This window comes from Occallatibacter sp. FHG110214_02 (assembly GCF_059115385.1).
Window position 1 is genome coordinate 230,128 of record NZ_JBZYWK010000003.1, and the last position, 17,918, is coordinate 248,045.

9 protein-coding genes are annotated in these 17,918 nt (G+C 59.0%); 4 read left to right on the top strand and 5 right to left on the bottom strand.

Annotation, left to right across the window (positions count from 1 at the left end):
* Positions 1 to 139: 139 nt before the first annotated feature.
* Positions 140 to 5,080 (top strand): choice-of-anchor D domain-containing protein, encoded by a 4,941-nt coding sequence (locus AC5S3R_RS04935; RefSeq protein WP_494265762.1) that lies wholly within the window; start codon positions 140 to 142, stop codon positions 5,078 to 5,080.
* 150 nt (positions 5,081 to 5,230) lie between these two features.
* On the opposite strand, the gene AC5S3R_RS04940 is transcribed toward AC5S3R_RS04935, so the two are convergent.
* On the bottom strand, positions 5,231 to 7,666 hold the full coding sequence (locus AC5S3R_RS04940) for an LPS-assembly protein LptD (RefSeq protein ID WP_494265765.1): 2,436 nt from the start codon (positions 7,664 to 7,666) through the stop codon (positions 5,231 to 5,233).
* 409 nt (positions 7,667 to 8,075) lie between these two features.
* Between AC5S3R_RS04940 and AC5S3R_RS04945 the strand changes: the two genes are divergently transcribed.
* A complete protein-coding gene (locus AC5S3R_RS04945; RefSeq protein ID WP_494265767.1) occupies positions 8,076 to 9,539 on the top strand; it encodes an RDD family protein in 1,464 nt (487 codons plus the stop codon).
* 74 nt (positions 9,540 to 9,613) lie between these two features.
* On the opposite strand, the gene AC5S3R_RS04950 is transcribed toward AC5S3R_RS04945, so the two are convergent.
* From AC5S3R_RS04950 to AC5S3R_RS04965, 4 genes are all read right to left on the bottom strand, one after another.
* Positions 9,614 to 10,936 carry a cytochrome P460 family protein gene (locus AC5S3R_RS04950; protein ID WP_494265769.1) on the bottom strand — a complete coding sequence of 441 codons (1,323 nt, stop codon included), beginning with the start codon at positions 10,934 to 10,936 and terminating at the stop codon, positions 9,614 to 9,616.
* Positions 10,937 to 11,369: 433 nt separating this feature from the next.
* Complete coding sequence (locus AC5S3R_RS04955) at positions 11,370 to 12,266, bottom strand: ROK family protein (protein WP_494265771.1); 897 nt, start codon at positions 12,264 to 12,266, stop codon at positions 11,370 to 11,372.
* Positions 12,267 to 12,291: 25 nt separating this feature from the next.
* Positions 12,292 to 13,701, bottom strand: coding sequence for a Si-specific NAD(P)(+) transhydrogenase (sthA, locus tag AC5S3R_RS04960; RefSeq protein WP_494265773.1), 1,410 nt, complete (start codon positions 13,699 to 13,701; stop codon positions 12,292 to 12,294).
* Positions 13,702 to 14,080: 379 nt separating this feature from the next.
* A complete protein-coding gene (locus tag AC5S3R_RS04965) occupies positions 14,081 to 16,603 on the bottom strand; it encodes a choice-of-anchor tandem repeat GloVer-containing protein (protein WP_494265775.1) in 2,523 nt (840 codons plus the stop codon).
* A 482-nt stretch (positions 16,604 to 17,085) separates the two neighbouring features.
* On the opposite strand from AC5S3R_RS04965, the gene AC5S3R_RS04970 reads away from it, so the two are divergent.
* Both AC5S3R_RS04970 and rpmF read left to right on the top strand, forming a co-directional pair.
* Positions 17,086 to 17,637 carry a YceD family protein gene (locus AC5S3R_RS04970; protein ID WP_494265777.1) on the top strand — a complete coding sequence of 184 codons (552 nt, stop codon included), beginning with the start codon at positions 17,086 to 17,088 and terminating at the stop codon, positions 17,635 to 17,637.
* Between the two features lie 88 nt (positions 17,638 to 17,725).
* Complete coding sequence (gene rpmF / locus AC5S3R_RS04975) at positions 17,726 to 17,914, top strand: 50S ribosomal protein L32 (protein ID WP_494265781.1); 189 nt, start codon at positions 17,726 to 17,728, stop codon at positions 17,912 to 17,914.
* Positions 17,915 to 17,918 lie beyond the last annotated feature (4 nt).

Here is a 17,918-nt window from a genome sequence, read left to right on the forward strand (position 1 = left end):
CAGGCTGGCTCTTTGTCCTAGAATGAAATCAGATTTCACACACAACATAAGCCTTACACGATTTCGTAACAGAATTTCGTCCCTGACCGCTGCGTGTCTTCTCATCTCTTTTTCGGCTTAGCCTCCGGATGGAGTCAGGATGCGTGTCTTTGCAGTATTTTGTTTGCCGTTTCGTAAGTGCCTTGGCCAATTGAACCGCGTAGCACCCGTGCTGTGCGCCCTGCTTTTCGCTGTTCTCAATAATGCAGCGCAAACCAGCCCGCGCAGGTTCGCAATCCCTCCGCGCGCCGCACAGGCGGAGCGGTTTCTCGCGCATCGCGGCATACGCCCCGGCATGCCATCTGGCCGCGCACCTCGACTGAAAGCGCAACACATCCCCGCGCATCCGCAATATGCTTCCGGCACTGCTGTGTGGCAATCTCTCGGCCCGACCGGCGTAACCTCGACCTATTACGGCACGATAAGCGGCCGCATCTCTTCCATCGCATTCGACCCATCTGACACAACCGGCAATTCCGCCTACATCGGAACCACCGGAGGCGGCGTCTGGTTCTCAAACAACGCAGCCGCCTCCGACCCGTCCTACATCCGCTTTTCCCCGCTCACAGATTCGGCAGGAGTTCTAAACGGCGCGCTTGACCCCTCTATCAGCATTGGCGCTGTTACCGTACAGCCCGGTGGCACAGGTGTAATCCTCGCTGGCACCGGCGACGCCAATGACGCGCTCGACTCCTACTACGGAACAGGTATTCTGCGTTCCACCGACGGCGGCAATACATGGAGCCTGATTCAGCAAAGCTCTGACGTGGAGCAGGGAACCGGCCTGCAGGACTTTGGTTTCTACGGGCTGGGCTTTGCCGGCTTCGCATGGGGCGATAGCTCCACCATGCCGAACACGGTGGTCGCCGCCGTCTCGCAGGCTTATGAAGCCGATGTCGTCGGCGTGCAATGGCCCGCAGGCCGTTCAGCAGGGCTCTATTACTCAAACGATGCCGGAGCAACATGGAAGCTGGCCACCATTAAGAATCTGAACGGCCAGGATGTGCAAGGTCCAATGGACGCCATCGCTCCACCCGAGGGCAACCCCGCAACGTCAGTGGTGTGGAACCCCGTGCGCAAAGTCTTTCTCGCCGCCGTTCGCTATCACGGCTACTACTCCTCGCCAGACGGTGTGACATGGACGCAGCTAGCCACACAGCCCGGCAGTGGTTTCACCACGCAGAACTGTCCCACCAACATCGGCCTGCCCGGTTCGCCCGCATGCCCCATCTTTCGCGGCTCGCTCGCGGTCAACCCCAGCACCGGCGATACCTTCGCATGGTCCGTAGATCTGAACAATCAAGACCAGGGAATCTGGCAGGACGTGTGCAGCGCAGGCAGCAACAAGCAATGCACCAATGCCAACATCACATTCAGCGTACAGCTCACAACCACGCAGCTTGAGAGCAACATACCGGGGCAGGGCCCCGCGACCATTACAAACGGCGATTACAACCTTGCGCTTGCTGCAATTCCCTCCGGTCAGGACACAATGATTCTTGCCGGAGGCAACGACCTGTGGAAGTGCACAATCGCCCCGCCAGTCGGTGCCGCGGCAGCCAGCGTGTATTGTGCATGGCGCAACACCACCAATTCCCTCAGTTGTCTTAGCGCAAAAGTCAGTCCTTATCAGCATGCGCTCACGTGGAATCCTCAGAACCCGCTGGAGCTCCTGATAGGCAATGACGGCGGCATCTGGCGTAGCGTGGATGCAGTAGCAGAGACAGGCTCCGCCTGCGCATCGACCGATGCAAGCCACTTCCAGAATCTCAACGGCGGCCTTGGTTCGCTAGCAGAGGTGGAACACATCTCTTCTTCTGCTTCCACTCCGTACACAATGATGGTAGGCCTCGGAGTTAACGGAACCGCCGGCGTAAAAAGCACAGCAGCCTCAGCAGATCCGTGGCCTCAGGTGTTAAGCGGTGAAGGCGGTCCGGTAGCCATCGACCCCGCCAACGCGAACAACTGGTACGCCAACAATGGAGCAGGCGTCTCCATTCATCTCTGCTCGCAATCCACTGCTTGCAAGCAATCAGACTTTGGCGTGAGTCCCGTAGTTGGCAATGCAGATGTTTCCAATGACGGATTAACGATGACCGAGCCCGCGCCGTTTCTCGTCGATCCCGTCGATCACACGCAGCTTCTCGTCGCCACATGCCGTCTCTGGCGCGGCGCAGCCACAGGCGGATGGGCCGCAGCCAACGCCGTCACGCCAATGCTCGGCAGCGGCTCAAGCGCAGGCTACTGCTCCGGCAACCCGTTGATTCGCACCATGACAGCAGCAGCCCTGCCCAATGGTGGCGAAATTGTCTACGCAGGCACCTACGGCAGCCTCGACGGCGGCGCAACCATGGCTGGGCACGTCCTTAGCGCAACCATGAGCGCATCCGGCACATGGTCCGTCTGGAATGACCTCACCTTCAATCCCGTAGAGAACGACATTCAGGCCATGAATCTCTACGGCCTCGATATTTCCAGCCTCTTTGTAGACCCCGCCGATACATCCGGCAAAACCGTCTACGTCACGGTGCAGGGAATCACCGGGCAAAGCCAGCCCATTCGCACGGTCTACCGCTCCACTGACGGCGGAGCTACCTGGTACGCGCTCAACTCCAACCTGCCGGAAGAGCCCGTAAACAGCCTGGTAGTCGATCCGGTAGATCCCAATACCGTCTATGTCGCCACAGATGCAGGTGTCTACGCTACGCGCCAGGTAGCCGACTGCACAACGCAAGGAAGCGCATGCTGGGCGCCCATAGGAAGCGGACTTCCCATGTCTCCCGTCGTCGCCTTAAGCGCTACGCCCGCAGGCGCAAGCACCAGTGTGCTGATTGCCGCCACTTACGGTCGCGGCGTGTGGCAGTTGCCGCTACTCACTGCGGGAACATTGTTAACCACAGCCACTCTTAGCCCCGACGCGCTGGCATTTACTCCCGGTCAGTCGGTCGATTCATCCTCCAGCCCGTTAACGCTTGCAGTTACCAATACCGGACGTGTGGGCCTCGCCATCACATCTGTCACGCTCGGCGGAGATGCCCCTGAAGATTTCTCCGAGACAGATAACTGTGCCAGTCAGGAAGTTTCCGCAGGCGCTTCCTGCACCATCCAGATCATCTTTTTGCCTTCCGCTACAGGCGCGCGCAAGGCGACCATCACCGTTGCAGGCAACCTCTCGGGTGGCTCGTTGTCCGCTACTTTGAGCGGCACTGGCACAGCAGCCGCACCGGTCATCATCAAGCCCAGCGTCATCAACTTCGGCAGCCTGCCTGTAAACTCGCAAACCTCCGCGCAGCAACTCACCGTGGAGAACTCAAGCTCCTCCCCCATAACCATCAAGAGTTGGACCGTAGTAGCGCCGTTTCAAATGGCGTTCAACGGCTGTGGCGATGCAGGCGCAACCATTGCCGCCTCGTCCGACTGCTCCATCTCCGTCCTCTTCGCGCCCACTGCGGTAGGCTCCACCAACGGTACGCTCACTCTGGTAGACAACGAAGGCACGCACACCGTGCAGTTAAACGGCACAGCAACCTCGCTGCCCACAGACACACTCACGCCATCCTCCCTCAGCTTTCCCGGCACCATCATCGGACAGCCCAGCTCTGCGCAGACAATCACACTCACCAACAGCGGCCAAAATCCCCTGACAAATATAGGCATTTCCGCAAGCAGTCCATTCACGGCAACTACCAACTGCACAACGCAACTTGCCGCGCAATCCAGTTGCGCCATCAACGTGGTGTTCATTCCCACAGCAGCCGGCACAGCCACAGGAACACTGACTCTGACAGACATTCTTTCCGCCACGCCCAGGACAATCTCTCTCAGCGGAACAGGGCTCAAGCCGCCGCAGCTTACGCCCAGCGCCAACAGCATCAACTTCGGAAAAGTCCCCGCAGGCCAGCACAGTCCCGCACAAACGCTTACCGTCACCAACACCGGTGGCGCGCCCATGGCAAACGTTGGGTTCAACGTTTCAGGCCAAAGCGCTGCCGATTTCAGCGCCTCATGGAGCAGCCAGTGTCCAGCTACGTTGAACGTAAATGCGAGTTGCTCGGTGCAGGTCGTCTATACGCCATCCAATACGAACGGCTCCACAGCCAGCCTGAACTTCTCCTCGTCTACGCGCGGCGTTGAGTCCGCAACAGTGGTTCTGTTAGGCAACGGCGGCGTGCCCGGCAGCGGAATTCAGCTCAAGCCGGGCTCCGTCAACTTCGCTGCTACGGGCGTTGGCGCGGTAAGCGCATCCACCACTATTGCAATCACCAACCTCAACGTAGCGCAGCCATTGGCGAACCTTTCCCTCTCCACTTCCAGCGGCTTCAAGTACGCGAACAGCACATGCGGCACATCCCTCGCAGCAGGCGCAACCTGCACAGTAGATGTGGCCTTTACTCCCGGCACAATCGGCGTGCAGACCGGCGCGCTGACCATAGCGAGCAGCGCGCTTGCTGTTCCAGCAACAGTGCCGTTGTCCGGCACCGGCTTCGACTTCACCATATCCACTCCAAGCGCAGTTACAGTTGCAAGCGGACAAACAGCGATCTTCACGCTGTCGCTCGCAACGCAGGGCGGCGTGCCGGAAACCTTTAACTTCGCCTGCACCAACCTGCCTTCACAGGCAGCCTGTATTTCTAACCCGGTAACAAACAACATCGCAGCCAACGCAACTGGCACGCAGACGATTGATGTAACAACCAGCCAGACAACCGCGGCAGTTGTCTTCCCCGGCCGCCCCTTCCTCTTACTCAGCGGATTATTAGTGTTGCCCGTGGCCTGGCGCGCACGCCGTCGTCTGTTGCTACTCATTGCACTGCTCGCAGTCAGCACAGGAGCAATCACAAGCTGCGCCGGTGCCAGCGGTTCAAAGGCCATAAGCGGAGGCGGCGGTGGAATCACCACCACAACAACTCCATCGGGCACCTACACAATCCCGCTAGCAGTGAGCGCAAGCGGCGCCGCAACCCCCATCAGCAGTTGCAAAGCAAACGGCGACGGCAATGGAGCACAGCGCTGCGTAAACCTGACAATGATTGTCGAATGAAAAAACAGGGAGTAGAAAGCAACTGCAAAAACAAAAACAGGTTCTTCTTTCCATCTTGCAGTCAGAGAATACAATTTTCTTTTGCGATAAGAATAATGAAAAAGCCCCGCCATAGCGGGGCTTTAGTTCTCTGTTCTCTACTCCCTGCCTTTAATACGCTGGCGGCAACGTAGGATCACGGAAGATAGTAGTCGAGTGCCGTACATCCCCCACAGACCCAAAGTTGGCAAAAGTAAAGCTATAGAGATACTGCACGTCATCCCCGCGCACCGGCCCGAGGTCAAACTTGCGATAGCCCAGCGAAATGCCGCAGCAATTCCAGTTGTAGTTACCAAGCATCCCGGCATATTCCAGGGAACCATGCACAATATCGAACCCGGCATTCGCCGCAAAGTTAAACCCGGCACGATTCTGTTTGCCAATCTCAAGAAATGGATTGATAAGCTGGCTCTGAATCAGCGTAGCCGAGGTCCCCGTCTCATCCACAGCATTCAGCAGGGAGTGGCCAAGGCCCACCGTTGTCAACCCGCGGCTATACCCGGCAAACAAGTTGTCCGCGCTCAGGCGTCCGGCCTTGGGATCGTAATCAAGGTCCCACTCCACGCGCAGATGAGGCACAGCCTCAAAGCGCATGCGAGAGATAATCGGCGAGAGCGACCGCGAGCCCGTCAAATATGAAATCCCCGTCAGGTCCAGCGTGGAGTCAAAGATGTTGCGCTGGTCATTCAGCGTAGCCCCTCCAAAGTCGGGGTCAAGATAGTAGCGCTGCGCAATCTGCCAGCTCGCCCACTCGCGCGGATGATTCTCGCAACCATCCACCTCTGCGCCCTTCTCGTCTGTGCAAGGCTTCGCATTCGGCGACTTCACATAAAAGCGCTGCGTCAGCGAGAAGCCAATCTCATTGTCATTCGCCGCAACGTCCGTCGTATCGAACTGCATCACGTTCTGTGCCTTCACGCCAATACCGCCTGCAAAGCGATAGCTCAGCTCCGGCTCAATCACATGCCGCAGCACGCGCCCACTGCGTCCCAGCGAAAAATCCCTCTCAACCGCAGGCGGCCGAACATCTACGGACGCCTCATAGTCAAAGCGGTTGAGTGAATCATGGCTCACAAAAGGCACGCCGTTGTTGATGCCTGTAAGGTCCGGGTCCTGGCTGCCGGTGTAAAGCGTGTTGCGCACTGCAATCTGCGGCACAATGCTCCACCCGCCCGCAACAATCGGCATCTCCAGGTGCGGATAAACATCCATGCGGCCAACATTGTGCGCATGGTAATTCGGCTCGCTGCGCCCAAGGTGAGCCGCAGAGGCATCAAGCCCCCAGTAGAGATTCACCGGGCTGTCTCCCGTTGCAAACAGAGGCCGGTCCAGCACGTCATAGCGCAAGCTCGGAGTCTTGAGGATGCGTGCTTCATCACCGTTCGTCGAGCTGGCAAAGTTCTGCATGCGATAAAACTCAAGCGAAGCAACCAGCCCGTTATGAGCATTGGTCACAGCAATATCGCTCTTAACCTGCGAAGCAATAGCAATCCAGAAGTTGTCGTTGAAGACCAGCCGGTAGACATATCGGGAGAGGTAATCAACGTTGCCCGCAACGCGCGTCTCATCCGAGAGATTCTTGCTGCCAAGCGCCACAATGTCCACGCCGCCCTGGTTCACGCGCGTCGTCACGCCGTTGACGGTCTCGTCAAAACCGCGGTCCAGCAGCGCATTCCACCGCACAGTGATGTGGTCAAGCCCTGGCCCCTTGTAGCGAAAATCGCCATTCGGCGCAAAGCCGCGCTTCGAGTAGTATTCCGACCCAATCACCATGTCCATGCTGCGGTTGATAACCCAGTAGAACTGCTCGCCCGTAGTAAAGCCACGAATCGAGTTGTAGTTCGACGGAATCACCGGAATCAGAAACCCGCTTTGCCGCCCGCTCTCATCCACCGGGTGCTGCAGCCACGGCAGGTAAAAGATAGGAATGCCCAGCAGCTTGAAGTAAGCATTGCGCGTCGAGGCCTTGTCGTCTTCCACCTTGATAAGCCCGGCAAGAATCTTCCAGTCCGGATTAGGCAACTGGCAGTTGGTCATCGAGCCGTCCACAATGCGGTAGCTGTTTTCTCCCGCTTGCACCAGCACGCGCCCGGTAAAGACAAAAGGGTTCGCCGTTGTGTAAACAACGCTGCGCCCATTGGCGCGCACGCCCAGCGTCCCGTTCACGTTGTAAAAACGCCCGGTGTGCGTATTGAGCTGCATCTCCCCGCGAGAGGCTGTCAGGACAATGTCCTCGCGCCCGCCTTCCATACGGAGATGCCCATCCGCTTCCACCTCGGTCGTGTCGCGGTGATAGACAATCTTGTCCGCGCTCAAAACATAGCCGCGATAGTGGAATTCGGTCACGTTGTAGAGCGTGGCCGTGTTCTCTGACCAGGTCTGCCGGTCGGCCTTCCAGCTTATTGTTTCGCCGTTTGGCGGAGCGGGTTCAGGCTTCGCAACAGGCAGCATCTCCTGCTCCGGGTCGTCCGGCAGGGGCTGTGAGGCAGCGGGCGCAACCTGCTGCTGCGCCTGTGGTGCAGAGGAGGGGGGTAACGCATTGGTCAACGCCTGCGCCTTAAGTTGCAGGTGACAGAGCACTATAGCCGTGATAAACCAAAAATTGCGAGGGCGCATCCGAGGACCAAGGCTCAGCATAGCAAATGTGGGCACTTGAGAGTGGGACGCGCCAGAAGCGGCTCTGGCAGCAGGAAAAAACCCGGCAGGGAATCCACGCATCTCTCCTTCCAACATGGAAGGGGCGCCTCGGCATGAAAGGGCGCAGAATGCGCGAAGACCGTCGTTTTCCGCGAGCTCAAGACCTTTCAAAAGAACAACCCCGCCGATACGGAAACCACCGTAGGCGGACCAACACAGGCGGTTCTCAGCTCAGGCGAGAGGCGCGTTGGAAGGGACAATACGAGTGAGCACACTTGGGTCACCTGCCGCCAACTGGCGGGAGGAAGTGAATAGGCGCTTGGCGGAACATAAAAACCGCAAGGGCAACGCGTCGGCAGCAAACGCTCCAGCCCAGCCTGTCACCCCCGGCAACAGCCGCGCGGCACAAGCTGCGGCGCGCGTGGCGGAGCGGTACGCAAAGGCAAAGACTTATAGCCAGATGCAGGCCGAAGAGGCCCGCATCGCCGTGCGCGCCGCGGAAATCGCCACGCAGGTAGCGCGGGAAGCGCAGAACGCCGCCGAAAATCGTCTGGCCGAGTTGCACGCCGCAACCGTGGAGCCCGAGCGCCCCGCCGAGCAGGCCGTGCTGATCCCGTTTGAGAGCCCCGCCGTACAAGCCGAGCACGTCGCTGAAGTACAAGCGCCCGAGTGGGACTGGACAGTAGACAATCTCGCCGCTGAGTCCGCTGCGGTTGCAGAAGCGGCGCCCGTTGTAGAAGCAGTTCCCGCGCCGGTAGCCTCTGCCCAAATTGCAGAGCCGCCGCCGCAGGCCGTTCTTCCTGTGATTGAAGTTCCCGCAGAAATCCCCGACGGCCCGGTTACAGATGCCAAAACCAGCTCCGGCCAGGTGCTCCAGATTCGCTGGGAGCCCGACATGCCCGGACTTTCCGGCAAAGCGGAAGCCGACCCATACGCCGAGCCCTTTGAGATGGACGCCGAAGACTGGTGGACCCCCGCCGAGCCGGTTGTGAATCACGAAGAGCCGGTGCACGTCGAAGCGCACGCAATCCAGGCAAACCTCATCGAGTTCCCCCGCGAGTTGGTGGCCACGCGCCGCATTCGCCCCCGGATTCTCGAAGGAATTGCCACGCAGCCCGAGCCCGGCACGCAGCTAAGCATCTTTGAAGTTGACCCCGGCACAATCGAGACGGAAGCACCCGAGCCGGTAAATGCCGCATGGAGCACAGCAGAACCGTTGCACGCACACGCAGACACCGCCGAGTGGGTGGAACCTGCCGCCGCTCCAAATGCCCAACCAGCAGCCAAGGCGGACTGGTCCACCCCCGAGTGGAGCGGCATGAAGCTGGGCGCGCAGGTGCGGCATGAAGTCGCAGCCCCCACGCTCAAGGACAAGCTCTCGCTGGCTCCGTTGACTACACGCCTGATGGCTGGCCTTGTGGATACAGCCGCAGTCGTCGCGGTTGCCACCTTCGTCTGGCTCACGCTCGCGCTTGGCATGTCGCACAACCTCGCGCCCCGCATGGCAGAGATAATGGGAGCGGGAGCAGTTCTCGGCGTAGCGCTCCTCTACCACGCGTTCTTCTGCTTCATGGGTCTGCCCTCACTCGGCATGCGCTATGCGGGCCTCTCGCTCTGCACCTTCGACGAGATGATTCCGACCCCCGAGCAGTTGCGGAAGCGCTTCACCGCCATGGTCATTTCCATGCTGCCCATGGGCCTCGGAATGGCCTGGAGCCTCTTCGATGAAGACCACCTGGCCTGGCACGACCGCCACTCTCAGACTTACCTGCGCCGCAACTAGCAACCAGCCTTTCGCTAAACGAAACAGGCCATGAGTTCAACTCATGGCCTGTTTTCGTTGTCTATGCAATAGCTTCACGGCAGCGGAGCCGGAGCCAGCTCAAGCACAAATTTCTCACGAGCCGCAGCGTCGTTCTGCGCCAGATGCGTCTCCGCAAGCCCTGCCCCGCCAAAGCTGCGATAGCTGTTGCCAGCGCCAACCTGCACAAACTCCACCGAAACCGGCGCATCAGGAATCCGTCCCCCAAACCAGCGTGCGTCCTCCCGCTGCGCCCACGTCACCAGCGCAACCACCGAGCCCGCAGCATACTGCGGAGCCTGCGGATTCACCGACCGCGCATTCACGGCCTTCATTGCCGCGTCATTGCCCAGCAGCATCGCAGTCGTGTGCTTAGCCGGGTCCACATACATCGTGATAGGCCGCCAGTTCAGCGGCTGCCACGGCAAACTCGCCGGAAGCGCAGCCGCATGGTTGAAGACCTCATCGCTACCCTTGGCCGCAAAGAAAGGCTGCGTATAAACATAATCCCCATTGCGCATCGGAGCATGGCACCCCGTGCACTCGTTCACGAACTTCGCATCCTGTCCATAAGGCTTGAAGCTGAGCCCGCGCCAGCGTCCCCACGCCCAGCCGTCGTCGGCGGCATAGCGAGCCTCATTCTTCACCATCAGCTCCACCTGAAAAAACGGACCGGGATGAATCAGCCCATCCGCTCCCGGCTGCTGCTGCCACGCAATCTTGGCAATGCGCGCCCCATCCGGCCACGGAGTCAGCGAGCCTGCCTGGATTGCCTTAATCGCAACATCGTTGGCAACAATGATGCGGAACGTATAGTTATCGCCGCGGTCCGTTGTGCTGATAGGCTTCCAGTTCACAAAATCCGGATCAAAAGCAACACCGTTCGGCTCAGCCTGCACCTTGGAGTAGTCAACCGGCACAGGCAGCGCAACAGCCGCCGCCGGACTCGGCACAGCCTTCCACGGCGCAAGATAATTCTTGAGGATTGCCATATCCTCCGGCGTAACCTTGGCCTCAGGGTGAAGCTTCTTGTAAGCCCCAAGTGGCATATAGCCAAGCTGAACCATGGTCACAGCCTCGTAGAGAGCCGCTTTCTGAGCCGCAGCAGGCTTCGCGCCAATCGTAGAGAAGTTCAGGTGCTCACGCGCCTGCAAAATATCCTTGCGAACAATCCAGTACCCCGGAGCCAGCTCATCAAACCAGGCCAGCTTGCGCTCGTTCGAGTGGCAGGCATAACAGTCCTTCTCCAGAACATGCCGAACCTCCACCGGAGCCTGAATTTCAGCAACCGCAGGCTGCGAAGGAATCGGCGGCCGTGCCACCTGCAGGGCAGCGAAGATAGCCGCCAAAAAAATCAAAACAAAAACAGTGCGCTTCATAAAGGGGGAATCTCCGCAACAAAGTGAGCTAAAAAGCAGTCTCAAGCAGACCGCGCCAGCATGTCCAAGTAGAAATGCTTATATGGAATTGGGCAAATCTTCAAACATGTAGCTAAGGGGCAAGACTTAGGTTTATGCCTATATAAATAGTCAGAACATATGTTTTGTATATTTATGAACTTACATTCAGTGCGGATGAGATTGCGGCCCGCTTTCACCACCAGCTTGTGTGGATTCATCCATTCCCAACGGCAATGGGCGCATGCGCGGTTAATGGCGGATTTACTGGCGGTCAAGTTGGAAAGGCCCGTGTTTACGTGGGGAAGTTCCGATATCATCTCTGCCGGAGCGCTACGCAGCGCTTACATGGATGCGCTGCGTAACGCCGACAAAGGTAATATTCAACCGTTGCTTCGATTTGCCCGTTCGTGACCTACCAGGTCAACGCCCGAAGCGCAGAAACCCCCGCCCCAATCAGTGCGGTCTCATCATCCGGTTCCAGAACTTCCAGTGAAAAGCTCTGCAGTGGGCTCATCTTCACCATCGATTCAAGCTGCGCCCGAAGCACAGGCAAATCGACAAACTTCGCATTGTGCCCCGTGAAGTAAAAACGCCCCGGCCCGGCAAGGTGAATAAACGATGCCGTTCCAGCAGCCAGCGCGCGGTGCCACAAATCGACAAACTCGCGGCACTTCTGGTCGCCCTGCTTAGCCGCCGCAAAGACTTCCTCAGGCTCGCGGTCCAGAAACCGCAGCCGCATCGCCCGGTAGCCCACAATGCCTTCCATGTGTCCCACGCCGCCGCAGCCGCAATAGCGTTCCTTGGGGTCCAGCGTCACGGTAACGTGGCCGCCCTCCCAAACGCCGTCCACATAGGGCCAGCGCCCATAGCCAATGCCGTTTCCAATCGTCCACACACGCGTCAGGCGGTCAAGCTGCCCGCGCGTAGCGGCAACACCGGCGGCAATCGCGTCGGCATCGTTCGCAACGTGCACCGGCGCGGTAATACCCTTTGCCGCCAGAATCTTCGTCAGATCATCTGCCAGGTGCATGCCTTTGAGCTGGACGAGATTAGGGCTTTCTTCCACAACGCCGTTTCGCACAATTCCCGGAACTGCCACGCCGATGGCCTGGATAGGCTCACCGTTGTTGGCAATTTCCGCAATCTGGTTGGCAACAATTTCCACCAGTTCGCCGCTAGGCATGGAAACGAGCGCATCATGCTCGTCCTTGTCAGTCGGATAACGGACAGTCTTGCCGGCCAGCTTATGATCTTCCAGCCGCCCGGCCGCGATATGTTCGGTCACCACAACGCCGATTGCTACGGTCATTGCGTCCCCTTTATTTTCTGCCGTTCTAGCCGGCCGATTGATAGCGGCCGAGCCGCCCCAGTCCGTTTAGGCCTGCGACTTTGTAGCACTCAGCCAGCGTGGGATAGTTAAAAACACTATCCACGAAATAGTCAATCGTGCCTCCCAGTGTCATCACTGCCTGGCCAATGTGAACAAGCTCACTCGCGCCCTCGCCGATGATGTGAACACCAAGCACTTTGCGCGTATCTCGGTGGAAAATCAGCTTCAGCCTGCCTGTCGTATCACCGCGAATCTGTCCGCGCGCCGTCTCGCGGTAATACGCCATGCCAACCTCGTACGGCACATCTTCATCGGTCAACTGCTCTTCGGTCTTGCCGATAAAGCTGATTTCCGGAATCGTGTAAATACCGTAGGGGTAAAAGCTGGGGTTCGACGTCGTGAGGTTGTCCTCAAAAGCGCGGTGAGCAGCGATGCGCCCCTGCTCCATCGAAACCGAAGCCAGCGCCGGAAAGCCCACCACATCGCCCGAAGCGTAAATGTGCGGCACCTTGGTCTGGTAGTGCTCGTTCACTGGAATACGTCCGCGGGAATCAGCTTCCAGACCTGCCAAAGGAAGGTTCAGGTCGTCCACCGCACCCTGCCGCCCAATAGCGTAGAGAAGGGCATCGCCGCTGACGCGCTTCTTGCTTTCCAGGTTGGCAACAACCGACCCGTCAGGTAGCTCTTCGACCGAAGAAACCTCTTCGCCAAGGCGCATTGTCACGCGGCTGTCGCGCAGGTGGTAGCTCAGTGCTTCAATAATTTCCTGATCCGCGAACTCCAGTAGGCGTGGCCGCTTTTCGATAATCGTCACGCGCACGCCCAGAGTAGCGAACATACAGGCGTATTCCACGCCGATAACGCCGCCGCCAACCACAATCAGCGTCCGCGGAAGCTCCGGCAAATCCAGCACCTGGTCGGAGTTGATAATCGTGCGGCCGTTAATCGGCACCTTCGCGCTGTTCGCCGGCCTTGTGCCAACGGCAATCAGAATCTTGTCCGCTTCAATCGTGGCTTCGCCCAGCGGCCCATCCACGCGAATTGTATGCGGGTCCGTGAAATGCGCCGTGCCGTGGATAACGTCAATCCCGTTGCGCGACAACTGCGCTTCCGTCACGTCCACTTCGGTCTTCACCACAGCCTGCACGCGGAACGCCAGGTCAGCCATCGAGATTTTCTCTTTGACCCGGTAGTTAATGCCGTAGACCGACTTGTAGTTGTAGCCGGAAAGATGCAGCACGGCTTCGCGCATCGTCTTGGACGGAATAGTTCCGGTGTTGATGCACACGCCGCCGACAACGGCCCGCGATTCGATGACCGCTACACGCTTTTTCAGCTTCGAGGCGGCTACTGCGGCCCGTTGTCCGCTGGGGCCAGAACCAATCACGGCGAGATCGTACTTCACGCTGCTCATCCCACTCTCTTTCAGGTTTCAAAAGGATTGTTGTCGTGTGCCCAAAACGGGCCCGGTTAGAACGGCTGTCTGTGCTGTCTGGCGGCTTCATACCGCTGCGTGAGACGCCGTCACAAAAACGCTTCCACGGGGAGCCTAACACATTGCGCTACTTACGCAGATGAAGACACGGCAAAACGGGTTTGCTCCCTGCCGGATTATTCCACCCGCTTTTTTGCAATCCCTTGGCGCGCCCTTCCCGGCAGAGATTGCCGCAGTAATGTTCCGTCACCAACAGGTTTCGTAAAAGGGCCTAATCTGGTAAGCCGGAGATTTGTTCCCGGCAATCATAAAGGCCCACAAAGCACTAGGCCTTAGCCCCCCCCCCGGGGCCTGCTCTCTAATCCTGCTCGACCTCCAGCACCACATTGGCATCCGCCACCTGGGTATTGGTCTTAGCCTCGACGGTAACGTTATAAGCCTGCGGCGGAGCCTTATGCGTCAGCGCCGTACTATCGCACCCGCTCAGCACCATCACGCAAACAAGCGCCGCCATCCCCGCAAACCATCCCCGCAAGCGCCGCCCGGCAAACGGCAAAACCAGCCACGGCAGCATCACAGCATACAAAAACGGCACCCTCTTCGCCGCACTGGCACTCGCAGGCACACGCGCCACAATCTGCAGCGTAGCCGTGCCATCAGCCCCCGTCCCGCTCAGCGGACTGAAAACGCAGGAACTCCCCGCCGGCAACCCCGAGCAGGAGAACTGAATATCGCTGCTAAGAAACCCGCCCACCGTAAGCGTAGAGTATCCCGTACTCCCGCCCGGCAGCGTAATGCTCAGCGTGTTGGGATCAGCCCGCAGCATAGCCGTGGGCTGCGTCACCGTCAGCGTAGTCGTAGCAGAAGCCGCCGCCACATAGTTGTGGTCCCCCTGGTACAAAGCCGTAATCGAGTACCCACCCGGAGCCGCAAAGATATGGTTAGCCAGCACCGCGGAGCCACCGGAGAGCGTGCCCACCCCCAGGTCAAACGTGCCCAGCCCGCCCCCATTTGCCTGAAAGAGCACCGCCCCCGTAGGCACAACCCCCGCAACCCCAGTCACGTTGGCCGTAATCGTGGCCCCCTGCCCAACAAGAATCGAAGTCGGACTCACAGAGACCGTCACGCCAGGCTTAGCAGGACCAATAGTGATAGAAAGCGCGCTGCTCGCCAGCGTGCCCAACGAGTCGGTGACGTACGCATTGAAGTTAACCGTACCGCCAGCCGTAGGCGTACCCGAAATAACCCCGTTGTCAGCATTCAGAGAAAGTCCCGCCGGAAGCCCCGTAACGTTCCACTTGTAAGCCCCATAGCCACCCGCAGCCGCAAGCGCCGCGGAGTAAGGCACCCCCACCGTCCCGCCGGGCAGGGAAGCAGTCGTAATCTTGAGCGGCGGAGGCGTGCCGACAAAGAGCGTAGCAAACCCCGACTCAACCCCTCCGCAAGTCAGCGCGTAGGTATACGTGCCCTCTTCCGTTGGCGTGATGTCCGCGCTGCCGGTGTAGGCTCCGTCGATAAGCGTGCCGGTTTGCGGGCCGGACCATGTGCCGGCTCCGGTGGGAGAGCCTTGAATGGAGGCAAAGCACTGCCGCAGCGTTGTCGAGAAGCTGTTCAGCACCTTCCATGTGAGATGGACCGTTGTGCCGGGCTGCACCAGTCCTTGATCGAAGCTCAGGACGATAGGCGGCGTCTTGGCAGGGCCATAAGAGAGTTGGAAGACTGTGCCATTGTCATCTCCGCCCGGAGTCGGATCCCCCGGCGTTGTTCCATAGAAGCCTCCATCGCTGGCCTGGAGCAGACCGCTATAGGAGGCAACATCGGGAGTGCTGCTTGTCGAGGAGTAGATAGTGGTGAAGGCTGTGCCATCGGGGGCAATCGTAAAGAGGGTGGAACATGCCTGGGTGCCGTTGTTGCTGCACGCATGGCCGCCAGCCGTGCCGTAGAGGCTGGCGTCGCTTCCGAGAAACAAATCGCCCAGCGGTTCCGCGCCGTCGTATTCGTCTTCAAAGGTATAGAGAACGGAAAAGCCGCCGGTGGAAGTAATACGGAAAATTGTGCCGCAACCTTCGGAAGAGCACTTGGACATGTCTCCGCCCAGGCTGGTTATGCCAATCAAATCTCCGTTCGGAACCTGGACCAGCTTGGCAGTCGGTGCGGCTCCGTCGCTGCCGGCAAAGGTGTGCAGAACCGTAAACGTGCCGGAAGGCGTAATCCGGAATACAGTTCCCTTGTTATTTGTCCCGCCGCTGGACGCGACTCCATAGAAGCTGCCGTCGCTTGCTTGCAGAAGCGCCGCTCCAGGCCGCGCGCCATCTGTTGCGCCGTGCAGTGTGTACAACTGCGTGTAGGCGCCAGACGCTGAAATTCGGAAGATGGTGCCGTCATTGTCGGCGTCGCCATAGGTTACGCCATAGAGATTGCCGTCGCTTCCCGGCACAAGGCTCGCTTGCGAGTGGCTTCCATCGCCGCTCCCTCCGCGAAAGTTGTACAGCGTGGTCAGGCTGCCATCAGGGGTAAGACGGAAGATGGTGCCGCAGCCTGAACACACGCTTGTATCGCCGTTAAACTCGGTTGTTCCGTATAGGTTTCCATCCGACCCCTCTACAACCTGCCCCCGGGGATTCGAGCCATCGTTTCCTCCGGTGAAGCTGTAGAGAGAGGTAAACGTGCCGGAGAGGGAGATACGAAAGACGCCTCCGAGTCCATACTTTCCGCCAACCGTGGTTGTTCCGTAGAGATTCCCGTCGCGGGCCTGTGCCAGTCCGGCGAGGGAGTCGCTGCCGTCAGTGCCCGTGAAAGTGTGGAGGATGGCGACGGCTTGCGCAAAGGTCATGGGGGCGCACAGCCCAAAAAACATCCAGAGAGCAAGCTTTCGCAGCATGAAACCCCATTGCCTTGCCGTTAGCGGATTCTATTGGTGTATGCCCGGCGAACCGGAAGCGCCGAAAATGTTACCGGGAGCTGCGGAGCCATTATTGCAGCCCACTCATTGAGAATGAGTAGGCGGGCAGCCGGATTCTACCCCCGCAACCGCAAATTTTTCTGAACAGCCAGTTCTCTCGTCCCTGTTCTCCCACAAAATCATCGGTTGTCATCCTGAACGAAGCGCATTGGGGGAGGCGGAGTGAAGGATCTGCGGTTGCCTTGTATAGTTTTTCGCTCTTTATAGTCTTTCCATCTTTTATAGTTCTTAGCCGGGTACCGCATGTCCCTGCATTTGGGGGATACGAAATCTCCATACCACTAGTTCTTCCACTAACCAAACCTGCGCAAAACCCCACCCCGTACCCTTTCTGGTCCGTAAATACCCCTTCGCGCATCCATACATTGACGGCGCAATTCGCGCGTCTTAGGCTGAAAAGTATGAAATTCAAAGTTTTGGAACTGGAACGGGAGCCGGTAGAGTTCGACCTCGCGTTCGAGTCGGGCCGTATCGACTTTGGCGACGAGGCCACCCAGACCGGGCCCCTGGCGGCAAAGGGACGGGCGGAGGTGCTGCACGAGCACCGCGGCCCCAAGGAAGTAGTGGCCGACATCCGGCTGAAAGGCGAGTTCTCCGGACAGTTCGAAGTCCCCTGCGCCCGCTGCGTGGAGCCGGTCCCGGAAATCCTCCAGGGAGATTTCGACCTGATTTTCCGCCCCGTCGATGCCGATTCCGGCTCGCAGGAGCGGTCTATCTCAGCAGAAGAAACGGAAATCGGGTATTATCAGAAAGACAGTCTGTTGCTTGAAGATGTGCTCCGGGAGCAGGTGCTTTTGTCCCTGCCGGCCAGAACGCTGTGCAAGCCCGACTGCAAGGGACTTTGCCCACGCTGTGGCCAGAACCGCAACACAGCAGCCTGCAACTGCGAGGAAGCTTCGAGCGACCCGCGGTGGGAGGCGCTGGCCGGACTACGCAGCCAGATAAAGTCCTGATAAATGACATTTTCTGGGCAGTTTGCCCAGGTAGGACATGAGCTTGACCAGTTGTCTGGGCGGCCAGTCCTGCGAAAGGAATTGCACCATGCCTAATCCGAAACGGCGCCACTCCGCCCGTCGCACTGCCAACCGCCGTGCCCACGACTTCCTCACCGCCACCGGTACCTCTGAGTGCCCGGTGTGCCATGAGAAGAAGCTGCCCCACCGTGCCTGCCCCAAGTGCGGCGAGTACAAGGGCCGCCAGGTCCTCGAAGTGAAGGAAGCCGCCAAGTAAGCGC

What these genes read in the sequence shown, in the direction of transcription:
- AC5S3R_RS04935 (WP_494265762.1), top strand. Translation starts at nt 140, where the DNA reads ATGCGTGTCTTTGCAGTATTTTGTTTGCCGTTTCGTAAGTGCCTTGGC.
- AC5S3R_RS04950 (WP_494265769.1), bottom strand. Translation starts at nt 10,936, where the DNA reads ATGAAGCGCACTGTTTTTGTTTTGATTTTTTTGGCGGCTATCTTCGCT.
- AC5S3R_RS04955 (WP_494265771.1), bottom strand. Translation starts at nt 12,266, where the DNA reads ATGACCGTAGCAATCGGCGTTGTGGTGACCGAACATATCGCGGCCGGG.
- sthA (WP_494265773.1), bottom strand. Translation starts at nt 13,701, where the DNA reads ATGAGCAGCGTGAAGTACGATCTCGCCGTGATTGGTTCTGGCCCCAGC.
- AC5S3R_RS04965 (WP_494265775.1), bottom strand. Translation starts at nt 16,603, where the DNA reads ATGCTGCGAAAGCTTGCTCTCTGGATGTTTTTTGGGCTGTGCGCCCCC.
- AC5S3R_RS04970 (WP_494265777.1), top strand. Translation starts at nt 17,086, where the DNA reads ATGAAATTCAAAGTTTTGGAACTGGAACGGGAGCCGGTAGAGTTCGAC.
- rpmF (WP_494265781.1), top strand. Translation starts at nt 17,726, where the DNA reads ATGCCTAATCCGAAACGGCGCCACTCCGCCCGTCGCACTGCCAACCGC.